At 42.1% G+C, this 24,777-nt stretch carries 17 protein-coding genes; 6 read left to right on the top strand and 11 right to left on the bottom strand.

The annotated features are described in order from the left end of the window. Window positions 1–120: 120 nt before the first annotated feature. Genes BFP77_RS00080 through BFP77_RS00100 form a run of 5 tightly spaced genes read right to left on the bottom strand, consistent with a single transcriptional unit; the run spans window position 121 to window position 6,549 of the window. Window positions 121–1,749: a S41 family peptidase gene (locus tag BFP77_RS00080; RefSeq protein WP_099572054.1), complete on the bottom strand. Its 1,629-nt coding sequence runs from the start codon at window positions 1,747–1,749 to the stop codon at window positions 121–123. Beyond that, window positions 1,730–2,122: a ribonuclease P protein component gene (rnpA, locus tag BFP77_RS00085; protein WP_099572055.1), complete on the bottom strand. Its 393-nt coding sequence runs from the start codon at window positions 2,120–2,122 to the stop codon at window positions 1,730–1,732. Before rnpA ends, BFP77_RS00080 begins: the two co-directional genes overlap by 20 nt. Beyond that, the gene (locus BFP77_RS00090; RefSeq protein ID WP_373604809.1) at window positions 2,123–3,988 is read right to left on the bottom strand and encodes a M1 family metallopeptidase; all 1,866 of its coding nucleotides are present in this window, start codon (window positions 3,986–3,988) and stop codon (window positions 2,123–2,125) included. Between the two features lie 9 nt (window positions 3,989–3,997). Next, on the bottom strand, window positions 3,998–5,632 hold the full coding sequence (locus BFP77_RS00095) for a S8 family peptidase (protein WP_099572057.1): 1,635 nt from the start codon (window positions 5,630–5,632) through the stop codon (window positions 3,998–4,000). A gap of 44 nt (window positions 5,633–5,676) precedes the next feature. Next, complete coding sequence (locus BFP77_RS00100; RefSeq protein WP_099572058.1) at window positions 5,677–6,549, bottom strand: MBL fold metallo-hydrolase; 873 nt, start codon at window positions 6,547–6,549, stop codon at window positions 5,677–5,679. Between the two features lie 109 nt (window positions 6,550–6,658). Here BFP77_RS00100 and BFP77_RS00105 point away from each other — a divergent pair, with 109 nt between their 5' ends. Both BFP77_RS00105 and BFP77_RS00110 read left to right on the top strand, forming a co-directional pair. After that, window positions 6,659–8,863 (top strand): amino acid permease, encoded by a 2,205-nt coding sequence (locus BFP77_RS00105; RefSeq protein ID WP_218963438.1) that lies wholly within the window; start codon window positions 6,659–6,661, stop codon window positions 8,861–8,863. 103 nt (window positions 8,864–8,966) lie between these two features. Beyond that, window positions 8,967–10,802: a cation:proton antiporter gene (locus tag BFP77_RS00110; RefSeq protein ID WP_099572060.1), complete on the top strand. Its 1,836-nt coding sequence runs from the start codon at window positions 8,967–8,969 to the stop codon at window positions 10,800–10,802. Between the two features lie 69 nt (window positions 10,803–10,871). Here the strand turns inward: BFP77_RS00110 and lepA are convergent, their stop codons facing one another. Further along, window positions 10,872–12,668, bottom strand: a complete 1,797-nt coding sequence (gene lepA / locus BFP77_RS00115; RefSeq protein WP_099572061.1) for a translation elongation factor 4 — start codon at window positions 12,666–12,668, stop codon at window positions 10,872–10,874. A gap of 211 nt (window positions 12,669–12,879) precedes the next feature. On the opposite strand from lepA, the gene BFP77_RS00120 reads away from it, so the two are divergent. Further along, window positions 12,880–15,291 carry an outer membrane beta-barrel family protein gene (locus BFP77_RS00120; RefSeq protein ID WP_257212805.1) on the top strand — a complete coding sequence of 804 codons (2,412 nt, stop codon included), beginning with the start codon at window positions 12,880–12,882 and terminating at the stop codon, window positions 15,289–15,291. Between the two features lie 85 nt (window positions 15,292–15,376). After that, on the top strand, window positions 15,377–17,782 hold the full coding sequence (locus BFP77_RS00125) for an outer membrane beta-barrel family protein (RefSeq protein WP_099572062.1): 2,406 nt from the start codon (window positions 15,377–15,379) through the stop codon (window positions 17,780–17,782). On the opposite strand, the gene BFP77_RS00130 is transcribed toward BFP77_RS00125, so the two are convergent. From BFP77_RS00130 to BFP77_RS00145, 4 genes are read right to left on the bottom strand one after another with little or no spacing between them, the layout of a single operon-like run. Beyond that, window positions 17,783–17,986: a hypothetical protein gene (locus BFP77_RS00130; protein ID WP_099572063.1), complete on the bottom strand. Its 204-nt coding sequence runs from the start codon at window positions 17,984–17,986 to the stop codon at window positions 17,783–17,785. Window positions 17,987–18,013: 27 nt separating this feature from the next. Then, window positions 18,014–19,408 (bottom strand): radical SAM protein, encoded by a 1,395-nt coding sequence (locus BFP77_RS00135; protein ID WP_099572064.1) that lies wholly within the window; start codon window positions 19,406–19,408, stop codon window positions 18,014–18,016. After that, entirely contained in the window at window positions 19,380–20,231 is an 852-nt protein-coding gene (locus BFP77_RS00140) for a prolipoprotein diacylglyceryl transferase (RefSeq protein ID WP_099572065.1), read from the bottom strand. The genes BFP77_RS00135 and BFP77_RS00140 overlap by 29 nt, the downstream gene beginning before the upstream one ends. Continuing rightward, entirely contained in the window at window positions 20,152–21,288 is a 1,137-nt protein-coding gene (locus BFP77_RS00145; protein WP_099572162.1) for a TolB family protein, read from the bottom strand. Before BFP77_RS00145 ends, BFP77_RS00140 begins: the two co-directional genes overlap by 80 nt. Window positions 21,289–21,319: 31 nt before the next feature. On the opposite strand from BFP77_RS00145, the gene BFP77_RS00150 reads away from it, so the two are divergent. Together BFP77_RS00150 and dusB are read left to right on the top strand one after the other, a co-directional pair. After that, entirely contained in the window at window positions 21,320–22,546 is a 1,227-nt protein-coding gene (locus BFP77_RS00150) for a M28 family peptidase (RefSeq protein ID WP_099572066.1), read from the top strand. A gap of 35 nt (window positions 22,547–22,581) precedes the next feature. Further along, window positions 22,582–23,580, top strand: coding sequence for a tRNA dihydrouridine synthase DusB (gene dusB / locus BFP77_RS00155; RefSeq protein WP_099572067.1), 999 nt, complete (start codon window positions 22,582–22,584; stop codon window positions 23,578–23,580). Here dusB and BFP77_RS00160 read toward each other — a convergent pair. After that, window positions 23,572–24,777, bottom strand: coding sequence for an ABC transporter permease (locus BFP77_RS00160; protein WP_099572068.1), 1,206 nt, complete (start codon window positions 24,775–24,777; stop codon window positions 23,572–23,574). The two genes, dusB and BFP77_RS00160, sit on opposite strands and share 9 nt — an antisense overlap.

Raw genomic sequence — 24,777 nt, forward strand, 5'->3', positions numbered from 1 at the left:
ATTGCTAAACACAACCTATAAACAAGACCAAAAGAATTTGCTAAGTACGTGGCCGAAGCCAATCTCTATCTGAGAATGAACGGTATTGAACCTCCAGCATATACTTGGTAGTAAGCGGTATCAGTTTAAAATTTCAGTGTATTTGCTCGTATTGTTTAGTAGCTCTGTAGCAGCGAGAATGGCATCATCATTATTCAGGTAATATTTGTAGAGTCCATCTCTATAAAAATAACGCTTAACGATTTCATCCTCTAGATTCTTCTGTATCTCACCTTGGAATTTGTCCAGGGCGTTTATTTTGCCCTTTTCAATATTTGCCAAAAGGGTTTTGTAACTATCCTTGACCTCCGCGCCCAAGAAGTCGTTTTCTTCTCCTGTAAGTGCTTTTTTAATCGCCTCTTCCGCTTTGGTCTCAAAAGAAAAGTCACTCTTCCTTACGTAGGCTTTAAAATCGTTAAAGTCAGCGTTGCTGAACTTAAAGTCCGATATATCACTCAGATTATGCTGGTAATGATAGTCCGTGGCGTAATCAAAAATTACATTATTTTGAAGCAATGCCATGGTGAGGTCATTGGTTTTGACGGCAGCCACTTCTACATCTGGAAGTACACCGCCCCCATCCTGTACCTTGCGGCCATTTCGGGTTGTAAAGTCATTGAATTTCGTGTTTCGCACCGCTAGTCCGTTATCGTCCCTGTTCCAATAGTCCAACGCTTGGATACATCGTCCAGAAGATGTGTAATATCTAGAAATGGTTACTTTGAGCTGTGTTCCGTAAGTAAGCTTTAACGGACGCTGAACCAGACCTTTTCCAAAACTCCTGGCCCCCATGATTACCGCTCTGTCCAGATCTTGAAGACTACCGGATACGATTTCACTGGCAGAAGCACTGCTTCCGTTTACAAGAACGACCAAGGGTATTTCCGTATCTACCGCCTTGTTGGTGGTTCGGTATTCTCTGTTGAATTTTTTCACCTTGGATTTTGTAGTAACGACCAGCTCTCCCTTAGGCACAAAAAGATTGGTTACGTTAATGGCCTCTGATAGCAAGCCTCCCGGATTATCACGCAAATCAAACACGATTTTTTCGGCACCTTTTCCCTTTAAATCCAACAAGGCAGATTTTGTCTGGGAAGAAGCTTTGGCGTTAAATTTGGCGAGCACAATGTAGCCTGTTTTGTCATCGATCATACTATAGAAAGGTACTGCGTCTACTGTTATACCTTCTCGTTCAATAGTGGTACTGCTTAGTTTTCCTTGTCTTTTATAGATAATGGAAACAGATGTGCCGTTGGCACCTTTTAAGAGTTCACTGGCGTTGTCATCAAAATCGGCCACTTTAATATCACCGATCTGGATAATTTGGTCTCCTGCTTTTAGGCCCGCCTTATCCGCCGGATAACCCTCATGAGGTTCAATAATCAGCAACTTGTCCTTGTAGGAACGAACCAAGGCACCAATACCCGAGTATTCCCCTGCATTGTTGATACGATAGGCCTCAACGTCCTGCTCATTTAAAAATTTAGTGTAGGGGTCCAGACCTTCGAGCATATTTTTAATGGCAGTATCCATTAATTCTGCAGGATTGGTCTCATCCACATAATTCATATTAAGCTCCTTGAAGAGCGTAGTAAAAATTTCTATTTGTTTGGCAATCTCAAAAAAGTCGCTTTTAAAACTACTTCCAAAAAAGAGAAAGGCGATGGCTATAACGGGAATTATAACTTTTTTATGTAGTGCTTTTTTCATGATTTTGGACGTTAAATTTATTCAAAAGAAGCTCCATTCGCGGCGCTATTTGATCAAAAGAGGGCATTTCTTTCCCAAGGTATAAAAATAGAAACGCAAAGTTCCCCTGAGTATTGTTAAAAACGATGGCTTTATTGAGCCTATAGGCCTCCCGCATCAGTCTTTTGATACGATTCCGTTTTACCGCACTTTTAAAACTTCTTTTAGGAACGGCAACGCCCACTTTTATGGCCACCTCTTGTTCGTCAACACTTAAATAGATGAGTTTTAAGGGGTAGGCCTTTAAGGTTTTTCCTTCCTCGAACAATTGCGTAATACGCTCCTTGTTTTTTAGCTTTTCTTTTCTACCGAACGAGTGGGCCTGCTTTATCATTTATTTCTGAAGCTGCCAAACATTGTTATCTATGTTCACATCGGCCATGAGCTGAGATGGGTCCAGGACTATTGCTTTGATACTAGAGAGCGGCTTGCCGATTCTAAACTCATAGGTCGGGAATGCCCAAGGCCAATCTGGCAACACGGTTCTTTGGATCGGGGCATAAGGATTGTCCTTTTCACCGCGCATCATCCGTAGCGGGGCATAGAAGGTTTCCTGGGTATCATCATGATACACCACCAAAATGTCCTGTGGCATAGGCATGAGCCCAATACGTTCCAAGGTTATTTTTGTTTCTTCCCCATCTGCCACAACTTCCTTAATGCCGTAGTCTATGGTATTCGTGGTTTGGGTCCAATCGGTAAGGTACCAATCCAGTTCCATACCCGATACCTTTTCCGCAGTACGCTTGATGTCATTTGGCACCGGGTGCTTGAATTTGAAATCGGCATAGTATTTTCTAAGGGTTTCCATTAGTTTATCCTGACCAATGAGATAACCGAGCTGTGCTAGAAAGACAGAACCTTTGCTGTAAGCGGATATACCATAGGCATAATTTAGCGCGTAGCGGTCTGCATGGGTAGTTTGCGGTTGTTCTTTCCCGGATAGCGCTAGATTAAAATAACCTTTGTAGGAGTTTAAAAAAGGATTGTCCTTGTTTTGGTCCATTATCTCGTTCATACATAGACTGGAGATAAAAGAAGTAAAACCCTCATCCATCCACTCGTGCTTGGCTTCATTGGTCGCCAGAATGTGCTGAAACCAAGAATGGGCCATCTCATGTGCCATCACACCGACAAGGCTACTAAATTTCCGTTCTCCGGTAATCAAGGTACTCATAGCGTATTCCATGCCGCCATCCCCGCCTTGTATAACGGAATACTGATCGTAGGGGTAAGCCCCTATGTTCTTATTGAAAAACTGCATGGCCGCTGCCGTCTTAGGCTGAAGGTTTTTCCAGTTCTCAATGATCTCTGGATTGTTCTTGTAAAGGAAGTGAAGCATAGGTCCGTTTTCTACCTGTAAGGTATCATGTAGGTACTCGGGGTCTGCGGCCCACATGAAATCATGGACCATGGGAGCTTTAAAATGCCAAGTAAGGGTTTTTCCTTTCTGTTTTTTCACCTTGCTGCCAGGAGCTTCATAGCCATGTCCTATGTCTTGCGGATTTTGCAAATAGCCCGTACCTCCTACCATATAGGTTTTATCCAAGGTCAATTTTACATCAAAATCACCCCAGACACCATGGAATTCCCTTGCGATGTAAGGGTCTGCGTGCCAGCCTTCAAAATCGTATTCTGCTAATTTTGGATACCATTGGCTCATGGAAAGGGCCACCCCTTCGTTATTATTTCTTCCGGATCTTCTGATCTGTAAAGGAACCTGCCCGTTGAAGGTCATTTCAAAGGTCGACTTAGTTCCAGGAGGTATTGGTTTTGCCAAATCTACGACCAGAACGGTACCTTCTTCGTTGAAGGTTACTTTTGAACCATCTTGGGTCAATGCGGTAACATGTAGGTATCCCATTTCGCTTTCGGAAAGCGCGGCAATTCTGCTCGTTTTTTCGCTGGTCGTCATCCTATCATCTGGATCGGCTATGTTCTGTAAACGCACGTCCATCTCACTTCCTGGTTGAAAAGCATTGAAATAGAGATGATAAAAAACACGATTTAACGACTCCGGTGAATTATTGGTATAGACTAATTTTTGGGTGCCACTATATTGGTAGTTTTCCACATCCATAGCTACCTCCATGGTGTAGTCTACGTGTTGTTGCCAATAGTTGGTTTGATTCTGTGCCGTTAAGGATAGTAATCCTGCTTGGAAAAATAGCAGTGTTACCACTATGTTTATGTTTTTCATTTTCATTGGTTATAATTGAATTTGACCTTTACTTACTTGACCAGCCATAATAAGGGCGTTATAGGCATTTGCAATTTTCCCCGAAGTGGAGATGTCCCTTAAGTTAGCACTTTTTGATGCGTCACCGCCCAAAATCACTTTTGCTTTAATCGGCAATCCGGATTTCAAAATAATTTTTTTGACCTGAGCTGCAGATAAGTTAGGATATTGGGAAAATAACAGAGCGGCCAATCCCGCTACTGCAGGGGCGGCCATAGAAGTCCCTGGAGAGTACTCGTAAGTGTTATTGGGATAAGAAGAATAAATATCCGTTCCGGGAGCGAAAATATCAACGTTTATTTTCCCGTAATTGGAATAAGAAGCTAACAATTCCGAACCGTATTTTGGGTCTAGGGCACCTACGGTAATAACGTTATCCGAAATTTCCGGACCGTTGTTCACTTGATCGTTAGGGTAGTTTGGATTGGAAGGGTCATCTAGATTGGCACCATCGTTACCGGCCGCATGCACAAAGAGCACATCATTTTTTGCAGCGTATTTTATGGCATCGTAAACCCACGCTGCGTTTGGAGAAAACGACTTTCCAAAGCTACCATTGATGACCTTGGCCCCATTATCCACCGCGTAACGAATGCCAAGGGCAATGTCCTTGTCATACTCGTCCCCGTTGGGTACGGCACGTATACTCATTATGGCCACATTATTCGTAATACCGTTGGCACCTTTGCCATTATTTCTTTCCGCCGCAATAATACCGGCTACATGGGTACCATGACTTTCATCTGCTACGCGATTGTTTGGATTTCCGTTACCGTAATTGGTATCGTTCCGGTTATAGGGGTCGTCTCCGACTACTTTTCTACCATCAAAATCTTTGTTGAGGTTGTAATTAAGCTGTTCCGTAAAATATTTCAACCCGTCACCAAGCTCTTCAAGTACTTCCGGAATCGTTTCTTTTATAGTGAACATCTGCGCAAGAATGGCTTTGTTGCGCTGCATAGTTTCGTCTTTGGCTTCAATTGCCGATACCTCGGCCTTGGTATAGCTTTCTTTACCCAAATGCTTTTTAACGGCGGCATCCGCTCCTTTTACGGCCTGTAAAATCTGCTCATATTGTTGTTTGTTCTGTAGGGCCTCATTGTATTCCTTGTCCAATTTTGCCTTTGCTTTGGCAAGCGTTGCTTGGTCGCCAATGTTTAAGCGGAGCATACGAACATATTCTAGCTGTTCGTTATAGGATTCCCCTAGGAAATTATAACCGTGAATGTCATCTATGTATCCATTCCCATCATCATCTTTATTGTTCCCAGGTCTTTCCTTGGTATTGGTCCAAAGTACACCATCTAAATCTTCGTGGTCTAAGTCTATTCCTGAATCCAATACTGCAACAATGACTTTACTACCTTTCTTATTTTTAATGATATCCTTATAGGCCTTATCCACACTCATTCCAGGAATGGTGTCGGTTATTAAATCTAGATGTCCCCAATTTTGCTTTTCGGCTTTGGTAAGCTCAGCGATTTTAAGGGGTGTAGTATCAATATTTTCTACAGGGGTGAGAATCAAACCTCCGGTACTACCGCAACTCATCATTAGCGTTGTGGCAGCAATAAAGAAGACCGATTTAGAAAATGTTCGTTTCATAAGATGTGTATTTTAATTAGTGTTTTTATAGTTTATTACTGATGTTAATGGAAAATTTCTTCAAAGGTATAAGTGCTATCCAATCGCACACCTTTTTCCGTTTGTTTAAGGGTACAGAGCTCATTATGGGCATCGTGTTCAAAGAACAGGTAAATCTCATTTTCCACGGCCTTATTTAGGAATAGTTCCTTCTCAGAAAGGGTTAATAATGGGCGTGTGTCGTAGCCGATGACGTAAGGTAATGGAATGTGCCCTACCGTTGGAATTAAATCCGCTACGAACACTATGATTTTTCCTTTATATTTAATTTGAGGTAACATTTGCTTTTCGGTATGCCCATCAACAAATCGAATTCCAAAATTAAGTTCCGATTGTTCTTTAAAAGCTAGGTCACTGTTTGTGTTTGGCAACCCGATAAATTTTAACTGGCCGCTCTCCTCCATAGGTAAAAGGTTTTCCTTTAGAAAGGAAGCTTTTTCCCTAGCGTTGGGTTCTGTGGCCCATTTCCAATGATTTTCATTGGTCCAAAAACGGGCATTTTTAAAGGCAGGTTCATAACCCGTTCTGTCGCTGTTCCACTGAATACAGCCGCCACAGTGATCAAAATGTAGATGTGTCATAAAAACGTCGGTAATATCGTCTCTATGAAATCCAAGCTTTTTCAGGGAATTGTCCAATGAAAAATGGCCCCAGCGGTAATAATAGCTGAAAAATTTGTCAGATTGTTTGTTTCCCATACCGGTATCGATAAGAATAAGACGCTTGCCGTCTTCTATCAAAAGACTTCTTGCAGCGATATCGATAAGGTTATTAGCATCTGCTGGGTTAGTTTTTTGCCAAATAGTCTTAGGAACTACGCCGAACATAGCCCCACCGTCCAATTTAAAATTACCAGTTTCTACGGGAAAAATTTCCATGAAGGGCAAAATAATAAAACCTTATGAAAACTTAAGATTATTAAGAATATATTATCATTTAGCGTTTGCTTTAAAAAGGCTATTTTTATCCCCCAACCAACTAAAGGATTTGAAAAAATTAGAACGTAGTTTATCGCTTACCTCTGTAATTGCCATAAGTATAGGAGGTATGCTGGGTAGCGGAATTTTTGTGCTCCCAGGCTTGGCGGCCGCCAAAACAGGTTCTTCTGTATGGCTTGCCTATTTATTGGCAGCTGTCTGTATATTGCCTGCGGCACTATCAAAATCAGAGTTGGCTACTGCAATGCCTTCTTCAGGAGGCACATATGTATACATTGAACGGGCTTTTGGACCACTTCTTGGCACCATAGCCGGTATAGGGCTTTGGTTATCCCTCCTCTTTAAAAGTGCCTTTGCCTTGGTGGGTTTTGGAGCATATTTATCTATTTTAGTACATATAGCCCCGGGCTTAACAAAGTACATTGCCTTGATTTTTTTGGCAATAATTCTTTTTCTGAATATTCTGGGTGTTAAAAAGGTAGGCAAGGTTCAAATCGTTATTGTGACCATTAGCCTTGTTACGCTGGCTCTAATTTTAATTTTTGGCCTACCAAAAACATCACCTGAACTTTTAGAGCCTTTTTTATTGGAAGGGAATATGGGTCTGTTTTCTACAGTGGCATTTGTCTACATCTCCTATGCCGGGGTCACCAAGGTCGCTGCGATCGCTGGTGAGATAAAGAATCCAAGCACAAATTTGCCTAGGGCAATGATTCTCTCCCTACTTATCATGACTTCGATTTATGTGTTCATGGCCTTTGTTTTGGTAGGTAATATTCCTTTGGACTCCTTGGGTTCCGATATTAAACCGATATACACCATATCTCATCTCTTAGGAGGAAAATATGTGGGTTATGCTGCGGCCATTATAGGAATCGTAACCTTAATTTCCATGGCAAATTCCGGGGTTTTGGCCTCATCTAGATTTCCCTTTGCGATGGCGATAGACAAGCTACTGCCAAGCTTTATGGCGAAGATTCATTCGCGTTACTTAACACCTGTTGTAACGATTGTCATGACCTGTTTAGCCATGGCCTTGGTCATCCTATTTTTAGACGTGGAGAAGATCGCAAAATTGGCCAGTGCATTTATGGTAATGATGTTCATATTGGTCAACGCCTGCGTCATTGTCCTTAGGGAAACGGCCGCGCAATGGTACAATCCGCCTTATCGTTCGCCGTTTTATCCCGTGTTACAGCTTTTTGGAATAGGCACGGGAATAGCCTTGCTCGTGTTTTTGGGATTGGGCCCAATGCTTGCTATAATCGCCATATTCGTTATTGGAATACTTATTTATCTCAAGTTTGGGAAAAATGCCACTCGTACAGGAATTCTAAGGAAATATGGACATCGACCCGCATTATATCTTTTTTACAAGCGAAAGAAGAGAGAACAGTTCGCCTACAGAAAGAATCAGCCCATATCCGAACAAAATCTAGACGGACAATTAGTTTCCGATGCCGGTGTGGTAGTACCGCTTTTAGGGAATGAGAAATCTGCAGAGATGTTAGTGGAAATTGCGGCGGCTATCAATAAAAAGGAAAAAATACAGGCCGTAAATATCACTGAGGTACCGAACCAGACTTTTTTAGACGCCTTTGAGGAAGAAGAGAATCCGCAGGTAACCTCGCTTGACAGAAGAATTGCCAGTTTGGCGGTATCTAAGAATATCGAAATAGATTTTGAGGCCGTCGTTACCCATGAAATGTCAGATACCATACACGAACTTAGTAACCAAACTCATTGCGATTGGTTGGTCATGGGTTGGAACGGCAGGGCACACAGCGGCATTCTTGTGAGCAACCCTGTAGGATGGCTGCTGACCCATATCAATTCTGATTTTGCCCTTTTCAAGGACAATGGTGTTCGGTATATTAGTAAAGTATTGTTGCCGTTGAGGCCAGGCCGAAAAGAGAAAAATTTTGTTGCTGTTGCCGATAGAATATGTAAGTTTTATGGCGCCTCGTTGACCCTATTGCACGTAGTGCCAGAAAATACCACAGAGGAAGCCATCACCGGCATGAAGAAAAAATCTCAAAAACTTTTGACCAAGGTAGAAACGAAAGGTATGGTTTTCGTTCAAAAAAGTGATGACTCTATCGCTGCGATATCCAAAGCCTCGGCCAGTTTTGATTTACTGATTCTTGGCACCCCACAAAAGGACAATTGGATCAGTGTGCTGTTCGGAACTGGAAAAGATAAGTTTACGGAAAAGTCGGCCTGTTCGGTCTTACGTCTTACCATGCGAGACTAATGATTTTTAGTTTTGATTAAGATTGCAGCGTAGATGAAACGAGGCATACTCCATTTTAAGACAACTCTCTTTATATTTACTATTTTTACCAAAAACAGTTTTAATGCTAGAACTAGCGGGAATCATAATTTTAGGTATTATAGCACAGTGGGTAGCTTGGCGCCTAAAATTACCGGCAATATTACCATTGATCTTAATAGGCCTCTTGGTAGGGCCTATAGCCACACTATTTACTGAAGATGGAGGTAAACTGATAGAACCTATTTGGGATGGTGAAAAAGGTCTTTTCCCAGGCGAAGGGCTGTACTATTTTGTTTCGCTTGCCATTAGCATTATTCTTTTTGAGGGAGGTCTTACGCTGAAACGATCAGAAATTAGAAACGTAGGTCCTATGATCACTAAGTTGATTACCATAGGAAGTGTGGTAACTTTCTTTGGTGCCGGTGTTGCCGCCCACTATATTTTTGGTCTTAATTGGCAGATTTCATTTTTGTTTTCTGCACTGATCATTGTGACTGGACCAACGGTAATTACACCGATTTTAAGAAACATTCCACTGAAAAAGGATGTTTCTGCGGTATTGAAGTGGGAAGGAATCCTTATTGACCCCATAGGCGCATTGGCCGCCGTTTTGGTCTTTGAATTTATAAGTGTTGGGGAGGGCCAAGGCTATACGTTGACCGCACTCATAGAATTTGGAAAAATACTCTTATTCGGATTCACTTTTGGATTCACCTTTGCGCACGCCTTGGCATTTGCCATTAAAAAGAATTTTATTCCACATTATCTTTTGAATGTGGTTTCACTTTCCGTGGTGCTTTTGGTCTTTGTAGAGTCCGATATTTTTGCTCATGAGTCCGGGCTTTTGGCCGTGGTAGTTATGGGAATGGTCATGGGTAATATGAATTTGCCCAACATCAAGGAACTTCTTTACTTCAAGGAGTCCTTGAGCGTTCTTTTGATATCCATACTTTTCATACTGTTAGCGGCCAATATCAACATATCCGATTTGGAGCTTATTTATAATTGGAAAACAGTAGCGCTTTTTGTGGTTATTGTTTTCTTGATAAGGCCTATAGGAGTATTCCTCAGTGCCCAAGGCTCCAATCTAAAATTCAACGAAAAATTATTTATAAGTTGGGTGGGTCCCAGAGGTATTGTTGCGGCCGGTATAGCCTCACTTTTTGGGTCTAAGCTGTTATCAAGGGGAGAGCCAGGTGCGGAATACATCACCCCATTGGTATTTATGATTGTACTGGGTACCGTTTTACTGAATGCAACTACAGCCAGGATATTTGCAAAATTAGTAGGTGTTTTTCTAAAGAAGTCCGAAGGCATCTTAATTGTTGGGGCGTGCAAGGTTTCTCGTTTAATTGGTAGTTATTTACAACAGAATAACCGTCATGTAGTATTGATAGATAGTAACCGGGATAATATAGAAAAGGCAAAGAAAAAAGGATTGGAAGCATTTAATGCCAATATTTATTCTGATTCGCTTTCCAATAATATAGAACTGAACGATGTTGGTTTTCTAATGGCACTAACGGGCAATGTGGATATCAATAAATTTGCTTTGAACAAGTTCAAAAATCAATTTGGTGAAAACGGCTCTTTTAGGTTAGTGACACCAGATGAGATGAAAGACCCGGAAAATAATCCCAAAGAGGGACTTTTTTCCCATACGGACGATTATATACGTTTATCGCAAGCGGCAAGAAATAATCCTACCATTCATGAGATAGAATTAAAGGATGCTGCGCATTATAAAGAACTTATAGAGATTACCAAGGCGGATGACGCAATAATTCCTTTATTTTTAAGAAGTCCAGAAGGGGATATTGAAATTATACCGGCCTTTAGCGAAGATTTTACTGAAATTCAAGAAGGATTTAGATTGGCGTATTTAGGGAAGATGTTTCCTATTGAAAAGAATGCATAAGTCTTCTCTTTTAAAAGAATTTTCAATTAGCACCAAACTTAAAGTATAGGAGGATAGCTACCTCTAATACTAATCGTTCAATTTTAAAACGGCCATAAAGGCTTCTTGGGGCACTTCTACGTTCCCCACTTGGCGCATACGTTTTTTACCTTTCTTTTGTTTCTCCAAAAGCTTTCTTTTTCTAGAAATATCACCACCGTAACATTTGGCGGTAACGTCTTTACGGAGTGCCTTCGTGGTTTCCCTAGAAATAATTTTTGCCCCTATTGCGGCTTGAATGGGAATATCAAACTGTTGTCTAGGGATAAGTTCCTTCAATTTTTCACACATCTTTTTACCTATGGTAACGGCGTTATCGGCATGTATAAGAGCAGATAGGGCATCTACGGGCTGTGAGTTCAATAAAATATCTACACGTACCAATTTGGAAGTTCGCATTCCTATTGGCGCATAGTCAAATGAAGCGTACCCTTTGGAAACCGTTTTTAGACGGTCATAGAAATCAAACACAATTTCCGCCAGTGGCATATCAAAATTGAGCTCAACACGTTCGGTTGTTAAGTACGTTTGATTGGTAATCTGGCCTCTTTTTTCGATACAGAGCGACATGACATTACCCACAAAATCGGACTTTGTAATAATGGTTGCCTTGATATAGGGCTCTTCTACCCGGTCAATTGTGGAAGGGTCCGGTAAATCGGAAGGATTGTTAACGATGATAGGTTTGTCAGGGTCCCTGCGTGTAAAAGCATTATAACTAACATTGGGTACGGTCGTAATTACCGTCATATTAAATTCGCGCTCCAAGCGTTCCTGAATGATTTCCATATGAAGCATACCCAAAAAACCGCAACGGAAACCAAAACCTAGGGCCGCACTACTTTCTGGCGCAAAAACTAAAGAAGCATCATTTAATTGCAATTTTTCCATGGAAGTCCTAAGCTCCTCAAAATCTTCGGTATCAACAGGGTAAATACCTGCAAATACCATAGGCTTTACATCCTCAAAACCGGCGATTGCATTTTCCGTTGGTTTTGCCGCATCCGTAATGGTATCTCCTACCTTTACTTCCCTCGCGTCCTTGATGCCTGTAATCAAGTACCCCACATCTCCTGCCTTTATACTTTTCTTGGGATGCTGTTCTAGCTTAAGCGTGCCTACTTCGTCGGCAAAATAATCTTTATCGGTGGCAACAAATTTAATTTTTTGTCCTTTCTTAATTTCACCATTGATTACCCTAAAATAGGTTTCTACGCCTCGGAACGGATTATAAACAGAGTCGAACACCAATGCTTGTAACGACTCATCCAAGTTTCCTTCTGGAGCAGGAACCCGCTCAATAATAGCGGCAAGTATTTCCTCGATGCCGATTCCGGTCTTTGCACTCGCCGGGATAACCTCTTCGGCATCACAACCTAGAAGATCTACAATATCATCCGTAACTTCTTCCGGACTTGCACTGGGTAAGTCTACCTTATTGAGTACCGGAATAATTTCCAAGTCGTTTTCTAAGGCCAAGTATAAATTACTAATGGTTTGTGCTTGAATACTTTGGGCGGCATCAACCACTAACAATGCTCCCTCACAAGCAGCAATTGACCTAGAGACCTCATAAGAAAAATCTACATGGCCTGGAGTATCGATTAAATTCAGAACATATTCTTCCCCCTTATAGGTGTATTCCATCTGAATGGCGTGACTCTTTATGGTAATACCACGTTCACGTTCCAAATCCATACTGTCTAGCAGCTGTTCTTTCTTCTCCCTCTCGGTAACGGAGCCGGTAAAGTCCAAAAGCCTATCGGCCAAAGTACTTTTGCCATGGTCTATATGGGCAATGATGCAAAAATTTCGAATGTTTTTCATAGCGTATGAACAAGTGATGTCGCCACTAAAAACCGTGTTTGATGTAGTCTCTAGAAGCAATTGCAAATATAATCTAATTTAAGGCGAAACTTTAGCCTGAAACATGCAAAATAAGATGTTGGCGAAGAATCATAAAAACCCTATAGGATTACCTATTTTGAAAGAAAAGAGGTATTAATTTGTTAGCTTTGATATTCAATCCAAACATAAAGTGAAACCGCTACTACTTTTTCTTATGGTATTCCTTGGAGTTTCCCAAGGGGTTTTATCCCAAACGTATACTCTATCGGGAGAAGTTAAGGATGACACTGCTGCTGCTATTCCCTTTGCGTCGGTCTTTTTATTGGCCACCACAGATTCTACTTTAGTCAAAGGCACATCCGCAGATGAGAACGGTTTTTTTGCCATAGACGGAATAACCGAAGGACTTTATTTTTTAAAGGCAAGTTATATTGGCCAAACTTCGGAAAATCTGACTCTGGACATTATCAAGGATGTTAAGATAGGTGCGTTGATGATCGCGCAAAGTTCGCAGGTATTGGATGAGGTAGTGGTTACGGCAGGGAGGCCCGTGGTAGAACGAAAAGTAGATAGGTTGGTGTTCAATGTAGAAAACACGGTATTATCCCAGAGCAGTTCATGGGAAATTCTACAACAGACCCCAGGGGTAATCTCCATGCAAGATGAACTTCAAATACGAAACCAAGCCGCCACAATTTATATAAACGACCGAAAAGTGCAACTTAGCTCAGAGGAGGTTAGGAATTTATTGGAAAACTACCAGGGAGAAAATATAAAGTCCATAGAGGTCCTTAGCAATCCACCGGCGAGATATGATGCAGAAGGCGGCCCAGTACTGAATATCGTTACCAGTAATAATATTTCATTGGGCTACAAGGGAAATATCAACACTAGGTACACCCAAGGAGTTTTTGCTAAATACAATATAGGCACATCGCACTTCTATAAGACCGAAAAACTGAATTTAAACGCCAGTTATTCCTTTGCACCCAGAAAGGTTTTTAAAGATGTGGAAAGCATAACTAATTTTAACGATGACACGGGTATTTTTTCGCGCTGGGAGACAGATTTTGACCAAACCAACCGGTTTGAAACGCATAACATTGGGCTGGTTTTGGACTACACTTTTGACGATAGAAATGAACTAAGCCTAACCTCTAATGCGCAATTGTCCCCAGAGAGAACCTATGATTATTTTCAAGATACGCGTATTGAAAATGGGCAAGGAACTCTGGATTCTACCTTTACCACTGCCAGTTTTTTAGACGAGACCAAGAACAATATTTCCGCGGACCTTACATTTAAACATACTTTTGAAGAAAAAGGTTCCTTAACACTAAACGGGCATTATACCCATTTTGACCTGCAGCGGTCTCAAGAAGTGAACTCCGATTATTTTCTGCCCAGTGGCGATTTTATAAGGGATTTTGATTTTTTTACCAATGCCCGGCAAGATATAGAGATCGGTACGGCACAGTTGGATTATAGCACACTTTTTGGCACCGTCAGTTTTGAATCCGGTATTAAGGCATCCTTTATTGACTCCCAAAGCAAACTGGATTTTTTTGATTTGAACAACGGGCAGGTACCGGTCGCGGAGCTTTCCGACGATTACCTGTACGACGAACAAGTCTATGCAGGTTATTTTAGCCTTTCCAAGGATTGGGAAAAATGGAGCTTAAAGGCCGGTCTAAGGGCAGAGCAAACGGAAAGTTCCGGTAATTCGGTGGCACTCTCCACCATTAATGAGTTATCGTATTTTGAGCTGTTCCCAACACTCTATGTGCTGCATAACGTGAACGAAAATCATAGCTTTGCTTTTGATTATTCCAGAAAACTGACCAGACCCCGATATGAGGATTTAAATCCGTTTAGAACATTTGTAAACGAGAATCTTTTTTTTGACGGGAACCCCAACCTGCTTCCAAACTTTAGCAACAATTTCAATTTAAATTATACGCTGAAACAAGAATTCTTTTTTGATTTTTACTATAGGGACAATGGTAATTATATTTCCACGCTTACTTTTCAGAATAATGAAAACCAGACCTTAAGGGACGTTACCCAGAATGTTTTAGAAAGTACTTCTTACGGATTTGATTTTAACTACGGAAAATCCATTACGAACAACTGGTATCTCTATAGCTATATTTCCATTTTTCATGAAGATGAGACGTTTTTAGCTCTGGAAAGTAACAACGTTCCCGCAAGGAATGAGTTTGACGGGTTTTATGCGGACCTTACCAATTATTTGACGTTATCCAAGGACGGAACGCTTAAAGGGGAATTGGGGCTTACCTATTTATCTGGCTTTCTGCAGGGGTCTAGCATACAGGCGGAGACTACGAATCTTACCTTTGGATTGCGAAAATCGTTTTGGAAGCGCAGGGCATTAGTAAGTCTTGCCGTTAACGATATTCTCGGAAAAGCCAACGGCAGGGTCACCTCAAAATACTTGAACCAGGACAACAATTTCCTGGCCATTCCTGAAACGCAGTATGTGCGTTTTGGCTTTACCTATAATTTTGGAAATTACAGATTAGAGGATAATGACAGGGAGATAGACAAAATAGAAAGGGAGCGTCTTAGCAGCGAGGAATGATATCCCGATCTCATTTCAATATTCTTTTAACGCGTAGGATAATTCCGAATAACTTCATTATATTTGAGATACACCTACACCATTAATGAAGAGGGATTTTTATTTGCTTTCCATTTTTGTGTTACTTGTTTCCCTCACAAGTGCACAGGATTATAAAATTAGCGGCATCGTATTAGATACGGAAGGCAACGCCTTAGTCTATGCCAACGTAGTTTTAGAGTCTAATGATGGCAACCCCATTAAAGGCACGGCTACGGATGAAAACGGTCAATTTCTTTTAGAGGGTATCGTTTCTGGAGACTACAGGTTATACGCCAGCTATATTAAGAGTACATCCGAAGTACGAGCACTCTCCGTAAAGTCGGATACGGATGTTGGAAACTTGCTCATTAATCAAAATACGCAGGAATTAGAAGAGGTCGTAGTCACTTACGAGAAGCCCACATTAGTGCAGAAAGCGGACAGGTATGTTTTTAATATAGAAAACAGTGCCCTAGCCGATAGCGATATTTGGGATGTGTTAAAAAATACTCCCGGTGTGGTTATCATTAATGATAAAATTACCGTTCAAAATACCGGCAACATTAGTGTTCTTATAAACGGACGCAGGGTAAATATACCCGAAAGCGATATCATAAACCTACTTTCTGGTAGCTCTGCGAGTAATGTAGAAGCGATTGAGGTCATTACCAATCCGCCTGCAAAATATAGTGCCGAAGGCGGACTTTTGATAGACATTAAAATGAAGAAAAATATTATTGCCGGGTATAACGGTTCTATCTATAACCGGTATTCCCAAGGTGTTTTTCCAAAGCATACCCTGGGGACAGACCACTTTTTTAAGGGTAAGCGAACGGATTTCTCCGTGAACTATTCTTTTAGGAAGAACAAAAACTTAAGACGCTACACCGATATCACTAACTTTTTTGAAGGCAACAGTGTAGATGAGACCTGGCAAGCAGAACAGCAAAATATTTCAAGGACAGAGCAGCACAATGTTAATCTATTTTTCGATTATCAACCAAACGACAAGAACACCCTAAGTTTTTCCTCTATTAATTCCTTAAGACCGTTCGGCGATACATTTTTGAATTCTGAAACACAAATAACGGATATCCAAGGCCAACCGAACGCCAGCTTTAACACAATTAATAATTCGGATGCCAATTACTACAACACTTCCTATTATTTAGACTGGAAACATGAGATAGATGAGGATGGCCAGCAGTTAGCGTTCAATACGCATTACACTTTCTACAACTACGGGAGAGAGCAGGATATTGCTACCGATTTCTTTGATAATGATAGGAACCTCGCCGGTGAGAACGACTTTGTCACCCAGTCCGACCAACGAACAAACCTGTTCAGTCTTCAACTAGATTATACAAAGCCATTAGGAAAGACAACCACTTTTGAAACAGGGTTGCGCTATGCCACCATTAACAGCGATAATGCCATAGAACAGTTGGGTTTTACCAGCGATCAGCCCGGTGTTAGCCCAACGGAAATCGGAAATTTTGTCTATGACGAACGTATTTCCGCAGGGTACCTGAGCATGGACCATAGTTTGGAGCAATGGAAGCTCAAAGCAGGACTACGAACGGAATATACCGAAACGGTAGGAGATTTGGATGCCGGTACCAACAGAACAAAAAACTCCTATCTGGAATTTTTCCCCTCCTTTTCCGCTTTGTATACCCCGAACAAGAAGAACTCCTTTAAACTTAATTATTACAGACGTATTTCACGACCTCGGTACGATTGGCTTAATCCCTTTCAGTATTTCCAAAGTAACAATACTACGGTAGAGGGCAATCCCGATCTCATACCCTCCACAAGAAACTCCATATCCCTGGCCTACACCTACGATAAGACCTATACCTTTACCGCATTTTATTATAGGCGCAAGAACGAGTTTCTGCAGCAGGTATTTCAGGATAACGAGGCCAATCTCTTACGGTTTATCGCTACAAATCTAGATAGCAATAGAAATTACGGTGCAGATATTGTCTTTAACAAAAAGCTGACAAGTTACTGGTCTTCCTATGCGCTTCTGAGCTATTTTAATAGGGAAAACACTTTCCGTGATTTTGATACGGGAGAATTGTTCGTGAATTCTATATGGTCCGGATTATTGCGTTTACGGAATAGCTTTACATTATTGGAGGACAAATCATTTTTTGCTGATGTAAATTACAGTTATTACGCTCCAACATTTCAAGGAAACGCTAGGCAAGATGAAGTAAGCACTTTGGGATTGGCCTTTAGAAAAACCCTATGGGACAAAAATGCCAGTGTTTCGTTGGCTGTTGAGGATATTTTTAACGGGGGAAACTATTTTTATACGAGGAGATTTGCAAATCAAAATAACACCACTTCTTCGAGAAGGGAAACACGACTCTTCGTTTTTGGGTTTAGGTATAAGTTCGGTGACACCAGGATTAAGGACAACTATAAGAGAAAACGGGTGGATGAACGCAGTAGGATTTAATTAAAACCCGCCCAACATGGTTCCACAAATACCAAAGCTCACCAGAAGGTAGACCCCAGCTAATATCAGCAGTATTTTTCCCGCTTTTTTCTTTCCCTTGGATAAAAGGATGATACCAATGATACCTAAAACTAAGGCGGGCCCTAACAGGATCAAAAAAATCAAGGCTACAAGGCCATCTAAATTACCGACTTCTAAAAACATGGGCTTTTTAAATTTTGATTAATGATGTTACATATGTTCATTTTGAAGCTCTTTTAAGCGCTCAATCTTATCGTCCCTGTAGAACAAGTTCATGGTCTCAAAAGGTATGATCTTATAATCCTTGTTTACGATATGCACACAAGACTTCTTTATGGCCCTAACATCAAAATTATGGGCATCTATAAATTGCATGACAATAATACGGAACAGGTTGTCATAGCCTAACTCGGGAGCATCTATTTCCGGAAGACAACACATAATGCTCTTTAAGTTCTCCGAAGCCTTCTCCACAGAATTGCCGGTACTAAAGAGGTCTATCATCTTACCATGCAGTTGTTCGTCTTGCTCATAGATGATGGTGTTCTTGCCCTCGTTCAGCAAATCTTCAGGGTTAATGTACCGTGTAAGCGGACTCACGTCATCTCCCAATTTCAGGGCGTAGGCCATTACCAATGCATCAGGATTACAGGGAACGGGAATCAAGTCGTCCGGTTCAAATATGGGAGATTGTTCCAATATTTTTCTTCGTACCTCGGTCAAGGTTATTCTGTTCTCATCCACCTCAAAATTATCCAACCTGCCAGCGATCTGCGTAGGCTGAAAGGTAACTCCGCGTATACATTTTTGTTTTAGGGCAAAATCTATTGTGGCCCCCATCTCGTGGTCGTTCAATCCTTTCTGTAGTGTAACGACCAAGGTTGTAGAGAGGTTAAGTTGGTTCAAATGTTCAATGGCCTTTAATCGAATATCCGCCAAATCGGCTCCGCGCAAGGTTTGCAATACCTTGTTGTCCAAGGAATCGAACTGAAGGTAAATCTCAAAATCCGGTGCGTAGCTGGCCAATCGCTTTGCAAAATCAAAATCCCTCGCAATCTTAATACCGTTGGTATTCAGCATTAAGTGAAGGATAGGAAGCGTTTTGGCATAGTCCATTATTTCAAAAAACTGCGGATGTATGGTGGGCTCGCCACCGCTAAGTTGCACCACATCGGGTTCGCCTTCGTTCTTTACGATGACATCAAGCATTTTTTTAACTTCCTCCAAGGTCCTGTGCCGCCCGTAGGAAGGGGAGGACCCTGCATAACAGGTAGGACAGGTAAGGTTGCAACGGTCCGTAAGCTCTACAACGGTAAGACAAGAATGCTGTTCATGGTCCGGGCAAAGTCCGCAGTCGTAAGGACACCCGTAATGGGTCTGGGTATTGAAGGTTTTGGGGTATTCCGAAGCTTTGTTATAGTTACGGATGTTTTTATAGTATTCAATATCATCCGCAATAAGCACTTTAGAACGGCCGTGTTCTTTACAGTTTTTAAGCATGTAGACGTTTTCGTTCTCAAAGACGATCTTCGCATCTACCCTTCTCAGACATTCCGGACACAGGCTTAAGGTAAAATCATAATAGGTATAGTTTTTTTGCGACATAGGAAATTCCTCTAAGGATAAATTTACGGTAGTACAACAGACAAATTAAGCATAAATATTGGATGCTGCTTAAACCTAAAATGAAATAGGAATTGGGTTTTAAAAATTCCATGAAAAAGCGAAAGCTAAAATAACTGACCATGAACAGTTTAAAGAAGCTGCCCTTGGGCCAACATTTTTCACGCTGCTGTAACTGGCGTATAAGAAGGAACAACAGCAAAAGAAATACCATTTCATACAGCGCTATAGGATGTCTGGGAACCCCATCCCCTACATCCATACCTAAGAAAAAGGCAGTTTCTTTCCCATAGGTAAACTCCTTGGTTCCTGCTAAAAAACAGCCCAAACGTCCAATGCCAATTCCTAAAATTATTGGGAGCGTAAAAAGGTCTCCGGACGATTGCTTTTCGCCAATGATTTTCTTTGCCAGTTCTACCCCTAGCAGCCCACCGAAAAGCCCACCCATGATGGTTTTATTATTCAGGAGATACAACCAACCCTGTTCCAAGTGCAACACAGGGTTTTCTAAAAATGCTACGACCCTAGATAGCAGCAAAGCACCGAATATGGCACCGATGATAATGGAGAGTCGGTTGTTAGCCGAGATTGTATCCGTGCTTTTGTTCCGTAAATAAACGTAGTACCTAAAAGCGATAAAAAAAGCCAGATATTCCAGCACTAAATGCGCATTGATTTTTATGCCGAATACAACAGGCTCATAGGGAATGGTCAGCAATAACACCTTATTTACTTCCTTTAGAGGACTCAGGGGAGGCCTCTTGCCACTCCGCAATAAATAGGTTGGTATCTCGTGTTCCCCCATTATTTCGGTTGCTGGAGAATGCTAAATACTTCCCGTCGTTAGAAAAGACGGGGAAAGCATCAAAGGTTTCCCCATGGGTAACGCGCTCCAAATTTTTACCGTCGATGTCGATAAAGTAGAGATTGAAAGGGAAACCCTTTTCAGCCTCGAAATTGCTGGAAAACAGTATTTTTTTTCCAGAGGGATGAAAGAACGGACTCCAATTGGCATTACCAAGGAACGTTAATTGTTTTAGGTCGCTTCCATCGGCATTGCAGATAAACAGTTCCATTTCCGTGGGTTCCACTAAACCTTCCGCCAGTAGATCTTTATATTTCTTGATGGCTTCCGGTGTTTTAGGACGTGAGGCCCTAAATATTAATTGAGTCCCGTCCGGTGAGAAAAAGGCACCTCCGTCGTAGCCCAGTTCATTCGTTATCTGCTGTACGTCCGTGCCATCAATGTTCATGGTATAAAGCTCTAAATCGCCACTGCGGGTAGAGGTAAAGACAATTTTATCCCCCTTGGGAGAAACTGTGGCTTCCGCATCGTAACCAGGTTCGTCGGTAAGTTGTGCTGTTATATTTCCTTCCAAATCGGAAACGAAAATATCAAAGGAGTCATATACGGGCCACACATAATTTCCGTTTTTCCGTAAAGGCACTTCAGGGCATTCTTTGTTCGCCAAATGCGTAGAGCCATACACGAAATGTTTGTTGTCCGGCAGAAAATAGGCACAGGTGGTACGTCCCATCCCGGTGCTTACCATAGGCGGAATAGTATCCTTGAAATTATCTTCAATATTCATTAGGAACATCTGGTCACAGTTCATGCCCCATCCTTTATTGTTAGACTGAAAAATCATTTGGGTATCGTCCCAGTTCCAGTAAGCCTCGGCATTGTCTCCGCCAAAGGTAATCTGTCGGATACTTTTAAAATATTTCTCTTCCGGATAGATAAGCGTATCGTTCCCGGCCATTAAGGAAATTGTTTTTTCGGCTTTGGACTGCGTTTCTTTCGGGTCTGGCTTACAACTACCCAATAGGAATAGGAAACTCAAAACAAATAGAATTCTCATAGGATGCGTATTTTTGTCAAAAATAAACGCTATGCTAGGTAAATGCTCCATTTTACTCCTGTTTTTTCTTGTTTTCGGCTCCTGTAAAAAAGAAATCCCGAAGACTGTAAGCCTGGAAGAAGATGTCGCTTTTCTGGCCTCGGACAGTTTAAAGGGCAGGGAAACGGGCACGCCGGAGGAGTTGATAGCTGCAGATTACATAAGGACGCGTATGGAGAACATAGGATTGCAGCCCAAAGGGAATGCGGGCACCTATTTCCAGACCTTTACCTTTAAGCCCAAGACCGATCCACATTCTGAAGTACAGTTCGTTAACGGAGATAGCACTATTACGGGAACGAATGTAATAGGTTATATTGATAATAAGGCCGATAAAACGGTAATCATCGGCGCGCATTATGACCATTTGGGAATGGGCGGCGAAGGTTCGTTGTACGCAGAAGGAGAGGCCATACATAATGGAGCGGACGATAACGCGAGTGGCGTTGGAATACTACTGCGGCTTGCCCAAAAATTAAGGGACACGCTTACGGGCAGCAACTATACCTTTATTGCTTTTTCAGGAGAGGAAATGGGCCTGTTGGGCAGCAACTACTTTTCAAAAAACCCCACTATCGATTTTACGAAAGCCAATTATATGATCAATATGGATATGGTGGGGAGGCTACGTGCGAATAAGACGCTTTCCATTAGTGGCACGGGAACCGCGCCTGTTTGGGGACAGGTGCTAAACGCCACCAATCCAGGATTTAAGCTGGTTTTGAACGCATCTGGCGTTGGACCAAGCGACCACACTTCGTTCTATCTTCAGAATATTCCCGCGCTTCATTTTTTTACGGGTCAGCATAAGGATTACCACAAGCCCTCCGATGATTCGGAAAAATTGAATTACGAGGGGATGGAAATGATCGGCGACTATATACTCAAGATAATTGCGGAGTTGGATGATGCTAGCAAATTGTCCTTTAGAACGACCAAGAACGAAAGTGAAGACGTGCCTCGGTTTAAGGTGGCCCTTGGCGTTATGCCAGATTATCTATTTGATGGAAAAGGGATGCGTATCGATGGCGTTACCGAAGGAAGACCGGCGGCCAGGGCCGGACTTCTAAAAGGTGATGTGGTCATACAACTGGGTGATAGTACCGTGGTTGATATGATGAGTTATATGCGCGCACTGTCCGCCTTTGAAGAAGGAGATACGACCGAGGTTAGGGTCCATAGAAACGGTGAACAGAAGAAGGCGACCATCACTTTTTAAATTTGATGTAATTTTGCAGACCAAAGCACACGAAGATGCCTAAAATAGGAGACATACAATTACCCGATTTTCCGTTGTTGCTTGCTCCGATGGAAGATGTAAGCGACCCGCCGTTCCGTGCGCTGTGCAAGGAGCAGGGAGCCGATGTGGTGTATACGGAATTCATCTCTTCGGAAGGTCTTATCAGGGACGCCGCCAAGAGCGTTATGAAACTGGATATCTATGAGAAGGAAAGACCTGTGGGCATTCAGATTTTCGGCGCTAATCTAGGGTCCATGTTACGGTCGGTAGAAATTGTAGAGAAATCCGCTCCGGATATCATTGACATTAATTTTGGTTGCCCCGTAAAGAAAGTGGTTTCTAAAGGTGCCGGTGCCGGTATTCTAAAGGATATCGATTTAATGGTATCCTTGACCAAGGCCATGGTGGAACACACGAAGCTTCCTGTAACGGTAAAGACCCGTTTGGGGTGGGACGAGGAATCCATAAAAATAGTTGAGGTGGCCGAAAGGCTGCAGGATGTAGGCTGTAAGGCCATAGCTATTCATGGTAGAACGCGGGCACAGATGTATAAAGGAAATGCGGATTGGCATCCCATTGCGGCGGTAAAGAACAACCCCAGGATGCACATACCCGTCTTTGGAAACGGTGACGTGGATTCTCCGGAGTCCGCGATGAAAATGCGCGATGAATTTGGTCTCGACGGTGCTATGATAGGCAGGGCCAGCATAGGATATCCATGGTTTTTCAGAGAGGTAAAACACTACTTTGAAACCGGCACACATTTAGCGCCGCCAACTATGCAAGAACGCGTAGATGCCGCTAGGAGACACTTACAAATGTCCATTGCCTGGAAAGGTGAAAAACTGGGCGTTTTTGAAACCCGTAGGCACTACACCAATTATTTCAAGGGCATTCCCAATTTTAAGGAATACCGCATGAAGATGGTTACCAGTGATGAATCCGTAGATGTTTTCGCCGCTTTTGACGAGGTATTACAGAAATTCGGAGACCACGAATTTAGTTTAGGCTGAGATTAATTTCTTATTGATCCGACTACTGGCAATTTTTGAAGCGATGACCCCAAGAACCAATATGGTTCCTAGGACTATAAAAACATTTATGAGTCTATATTCTACCGGATAGGCCAGCGATGGGGTAATCCGGAGCCATCCAAAGAGCAGTTGCGACCATATCAGTAAGGAGCCTATTAAAATACCTATAATTCCGCCCAGACCTGTGACCAAGACCCCTTGCACAAAATAGATGCGCCGAAGTTCCTTGATGGTCGTCCCTAAACTGAACAGGGTTTTGGAGTTCTGTTGTTTGTCCAGTATCATCATAATAATGGCGCCGACTACGTTAAAAAGGGCAATAATTAGTACAAGTGTAAAGATGAGGTAGGTCGCAACATTTTCCGTATTCAGCATTTTGTAGAGCGTGCTGTTCAGTTCTTCCCTGTTTTTTAGTGCTATCCCATCACCCAAAATGCTATTTAAAGAGGCTCTAACCTCTTGAGTATTTGCATCATCATCAAGCTTAAAATTAATACCTGAATATTGGGTTTCGTCCTTTTCCAGCAAAGCCTGTGTAAGCGCTAGGTCGGCAAAGACATATTTATTGTCCAGATCCGCTTCCACGGCGTACACACCGGCAATGACCATTGGTGCCTGATTGTATAAAGACCGTATGCTCTGTTGGGAAATAGAGCCGGTTCCGGGTTTAAACGCATAGATCTGCATGGGGCTGCGAAACTGGTTGATGGTAACCCCAAGAATATTCGCAATCCCGATACCGGATACCACCTGTTTTTCGTTTAGGGCCCAATCGCCGATGTAGAGCGTGCTATCAACTGGGATTACTTTGATGTAGTTGGAATCTATTCCTTTGATATAGGCGATATGGTTCTTGCCTTTATGCTCCAGATACACCTTTTCCTCGATTTCTTTCGCATAGTGTGCCAGTCCTTCTACGCTGGATAGCTTTTGTTCCTGTGCGGGTGTCAGCCTGAAAAATTTTCCGGCAACGGGCAGGGCTTTCAATTCCGGGTCAAATGAATTGGTAAAGGAGAGGCTAAAGGTCTTTAGTCCGGCAAAACCGGACAGCACTATAAAAAGTGCGGCAGAACCGATGACGATAACTAGAAAAGTAATAAAGTTTATGATATTTACCGCATTCTGGCTGCTCTTGGAACGCACATATCGTTTGGCTATGTAGAGCGGAAAGTTCAA

Origin of the sequence: Maribacter sp. 4U21, from assembly GCF_002742365.1 — a bacterium.
Classification (GTDB): domain Bacteria; phylum Bacteroidota; class Bacteroidia; order Flavobacteriales; family Flavobacteriaceae; genus Maribacter.

Excerpts from the sequence above, each read along its gene's own strand:
- BFP77_RS00080 (WP_099572054.1), bottom strand. The coding sequence starts at position 1,749 with ATGAAAAAAGCACTACATAAAAAAGTTATAATTCCCGTTATAGCCATC.
- rnpA (WP_099572055.1), bottom strand. The coding sequence starts at position 2,122 with ATGATAAAGCAGGCCCACTCGTTCGGTAGAAAAGAAAAGCTAAAAAAC.
- BFP77_RS00090 (WP_373604809.1), bottom strand. The coding sequence starts at position 3,988 with ATGAAAAACATAAACATAGTGGTAACACTGCTATTTTTCCAAGCAGGA.
- BFP77_RS00095 (WP_099572057.1), bottom strand. The coding sequence starts at position 5,632 with ATGAAACGAACATTTTCTAAATCGGTCTTCTTTATTGCTGCCACAACG.
- BFP77_RS00100 (WP_099572058.1), bottom strand. The coding sequence starts at position 6,549 with ATGGAAATTTTTCCCGTAGAAACTGGTAATTTTAAATTGGACGGTGGG.
- BFP77_RS00110 (WP_099572060.1), top strand. The coding sequence starts at position 8,967 with ATGCTAGAACTAGCGGGAATCATAATTTTAGGTATTATAGCACAGTGG.
- lepA (WP_099572061.1), bottom strand. The coding sequence starts at position 12,668 with ATGAAAAACATTCGAAATTTTTGCATCATTGCCCATATAGACCATGGC.
- BFP77_RS00125 (WP_099572062.1), top strand. The coding sequence starts at position 15,377 with ATGAAGAGGGATTTTTATTTGCTTTCCATTTTTGTGTTACTTGTTTCC.
- BFP77_RS00130 (WP_099572063.1), bottom strand. The coding sequence starts at position 17,986 with ATGTTTTTAGAAGTCGGTAATTTAGATGGCCTTGTAGCCTTGATTTTT.
- BFP77_RS00135 (WP_099572064.1), bottom strand. The coding sequence starts at position 19,408 with ATGTCGCAAAAAAACTATACCTATTATGATTTTACCTTAAGCCTGTGT.
- BFP77_RS00140 (WP_099572065.1), bottom strand. The coding sequence starts at position 20,231 with ATGGGGGAACACGAGATACCAACCTATTTATTGCGGAGTGGCAAGAGG.
- BFP77_RS00145 (WP_099572162.1), bottom strand. The coding sequence starts at position 21,288 with ATGAGAATTCTATTTGTTTTGAGTTTCCTATTCCTATTGGGTAGTTGT.
- BFP77_RS00150 (WP_099572066.1), top strand. The coding sequence starts at position 21,320 with ATGCTAGGTAAATGCTCCATTTTACTCCTGTTTTTTCTTGTTTTCGGC.
- dusB (WP_099572067.1), top strand. The coding sequence starts at position 22,582 with ATGCCTAAAATAGGAGACATACAATTACCCGATTTTCCGTTGTTGCTT.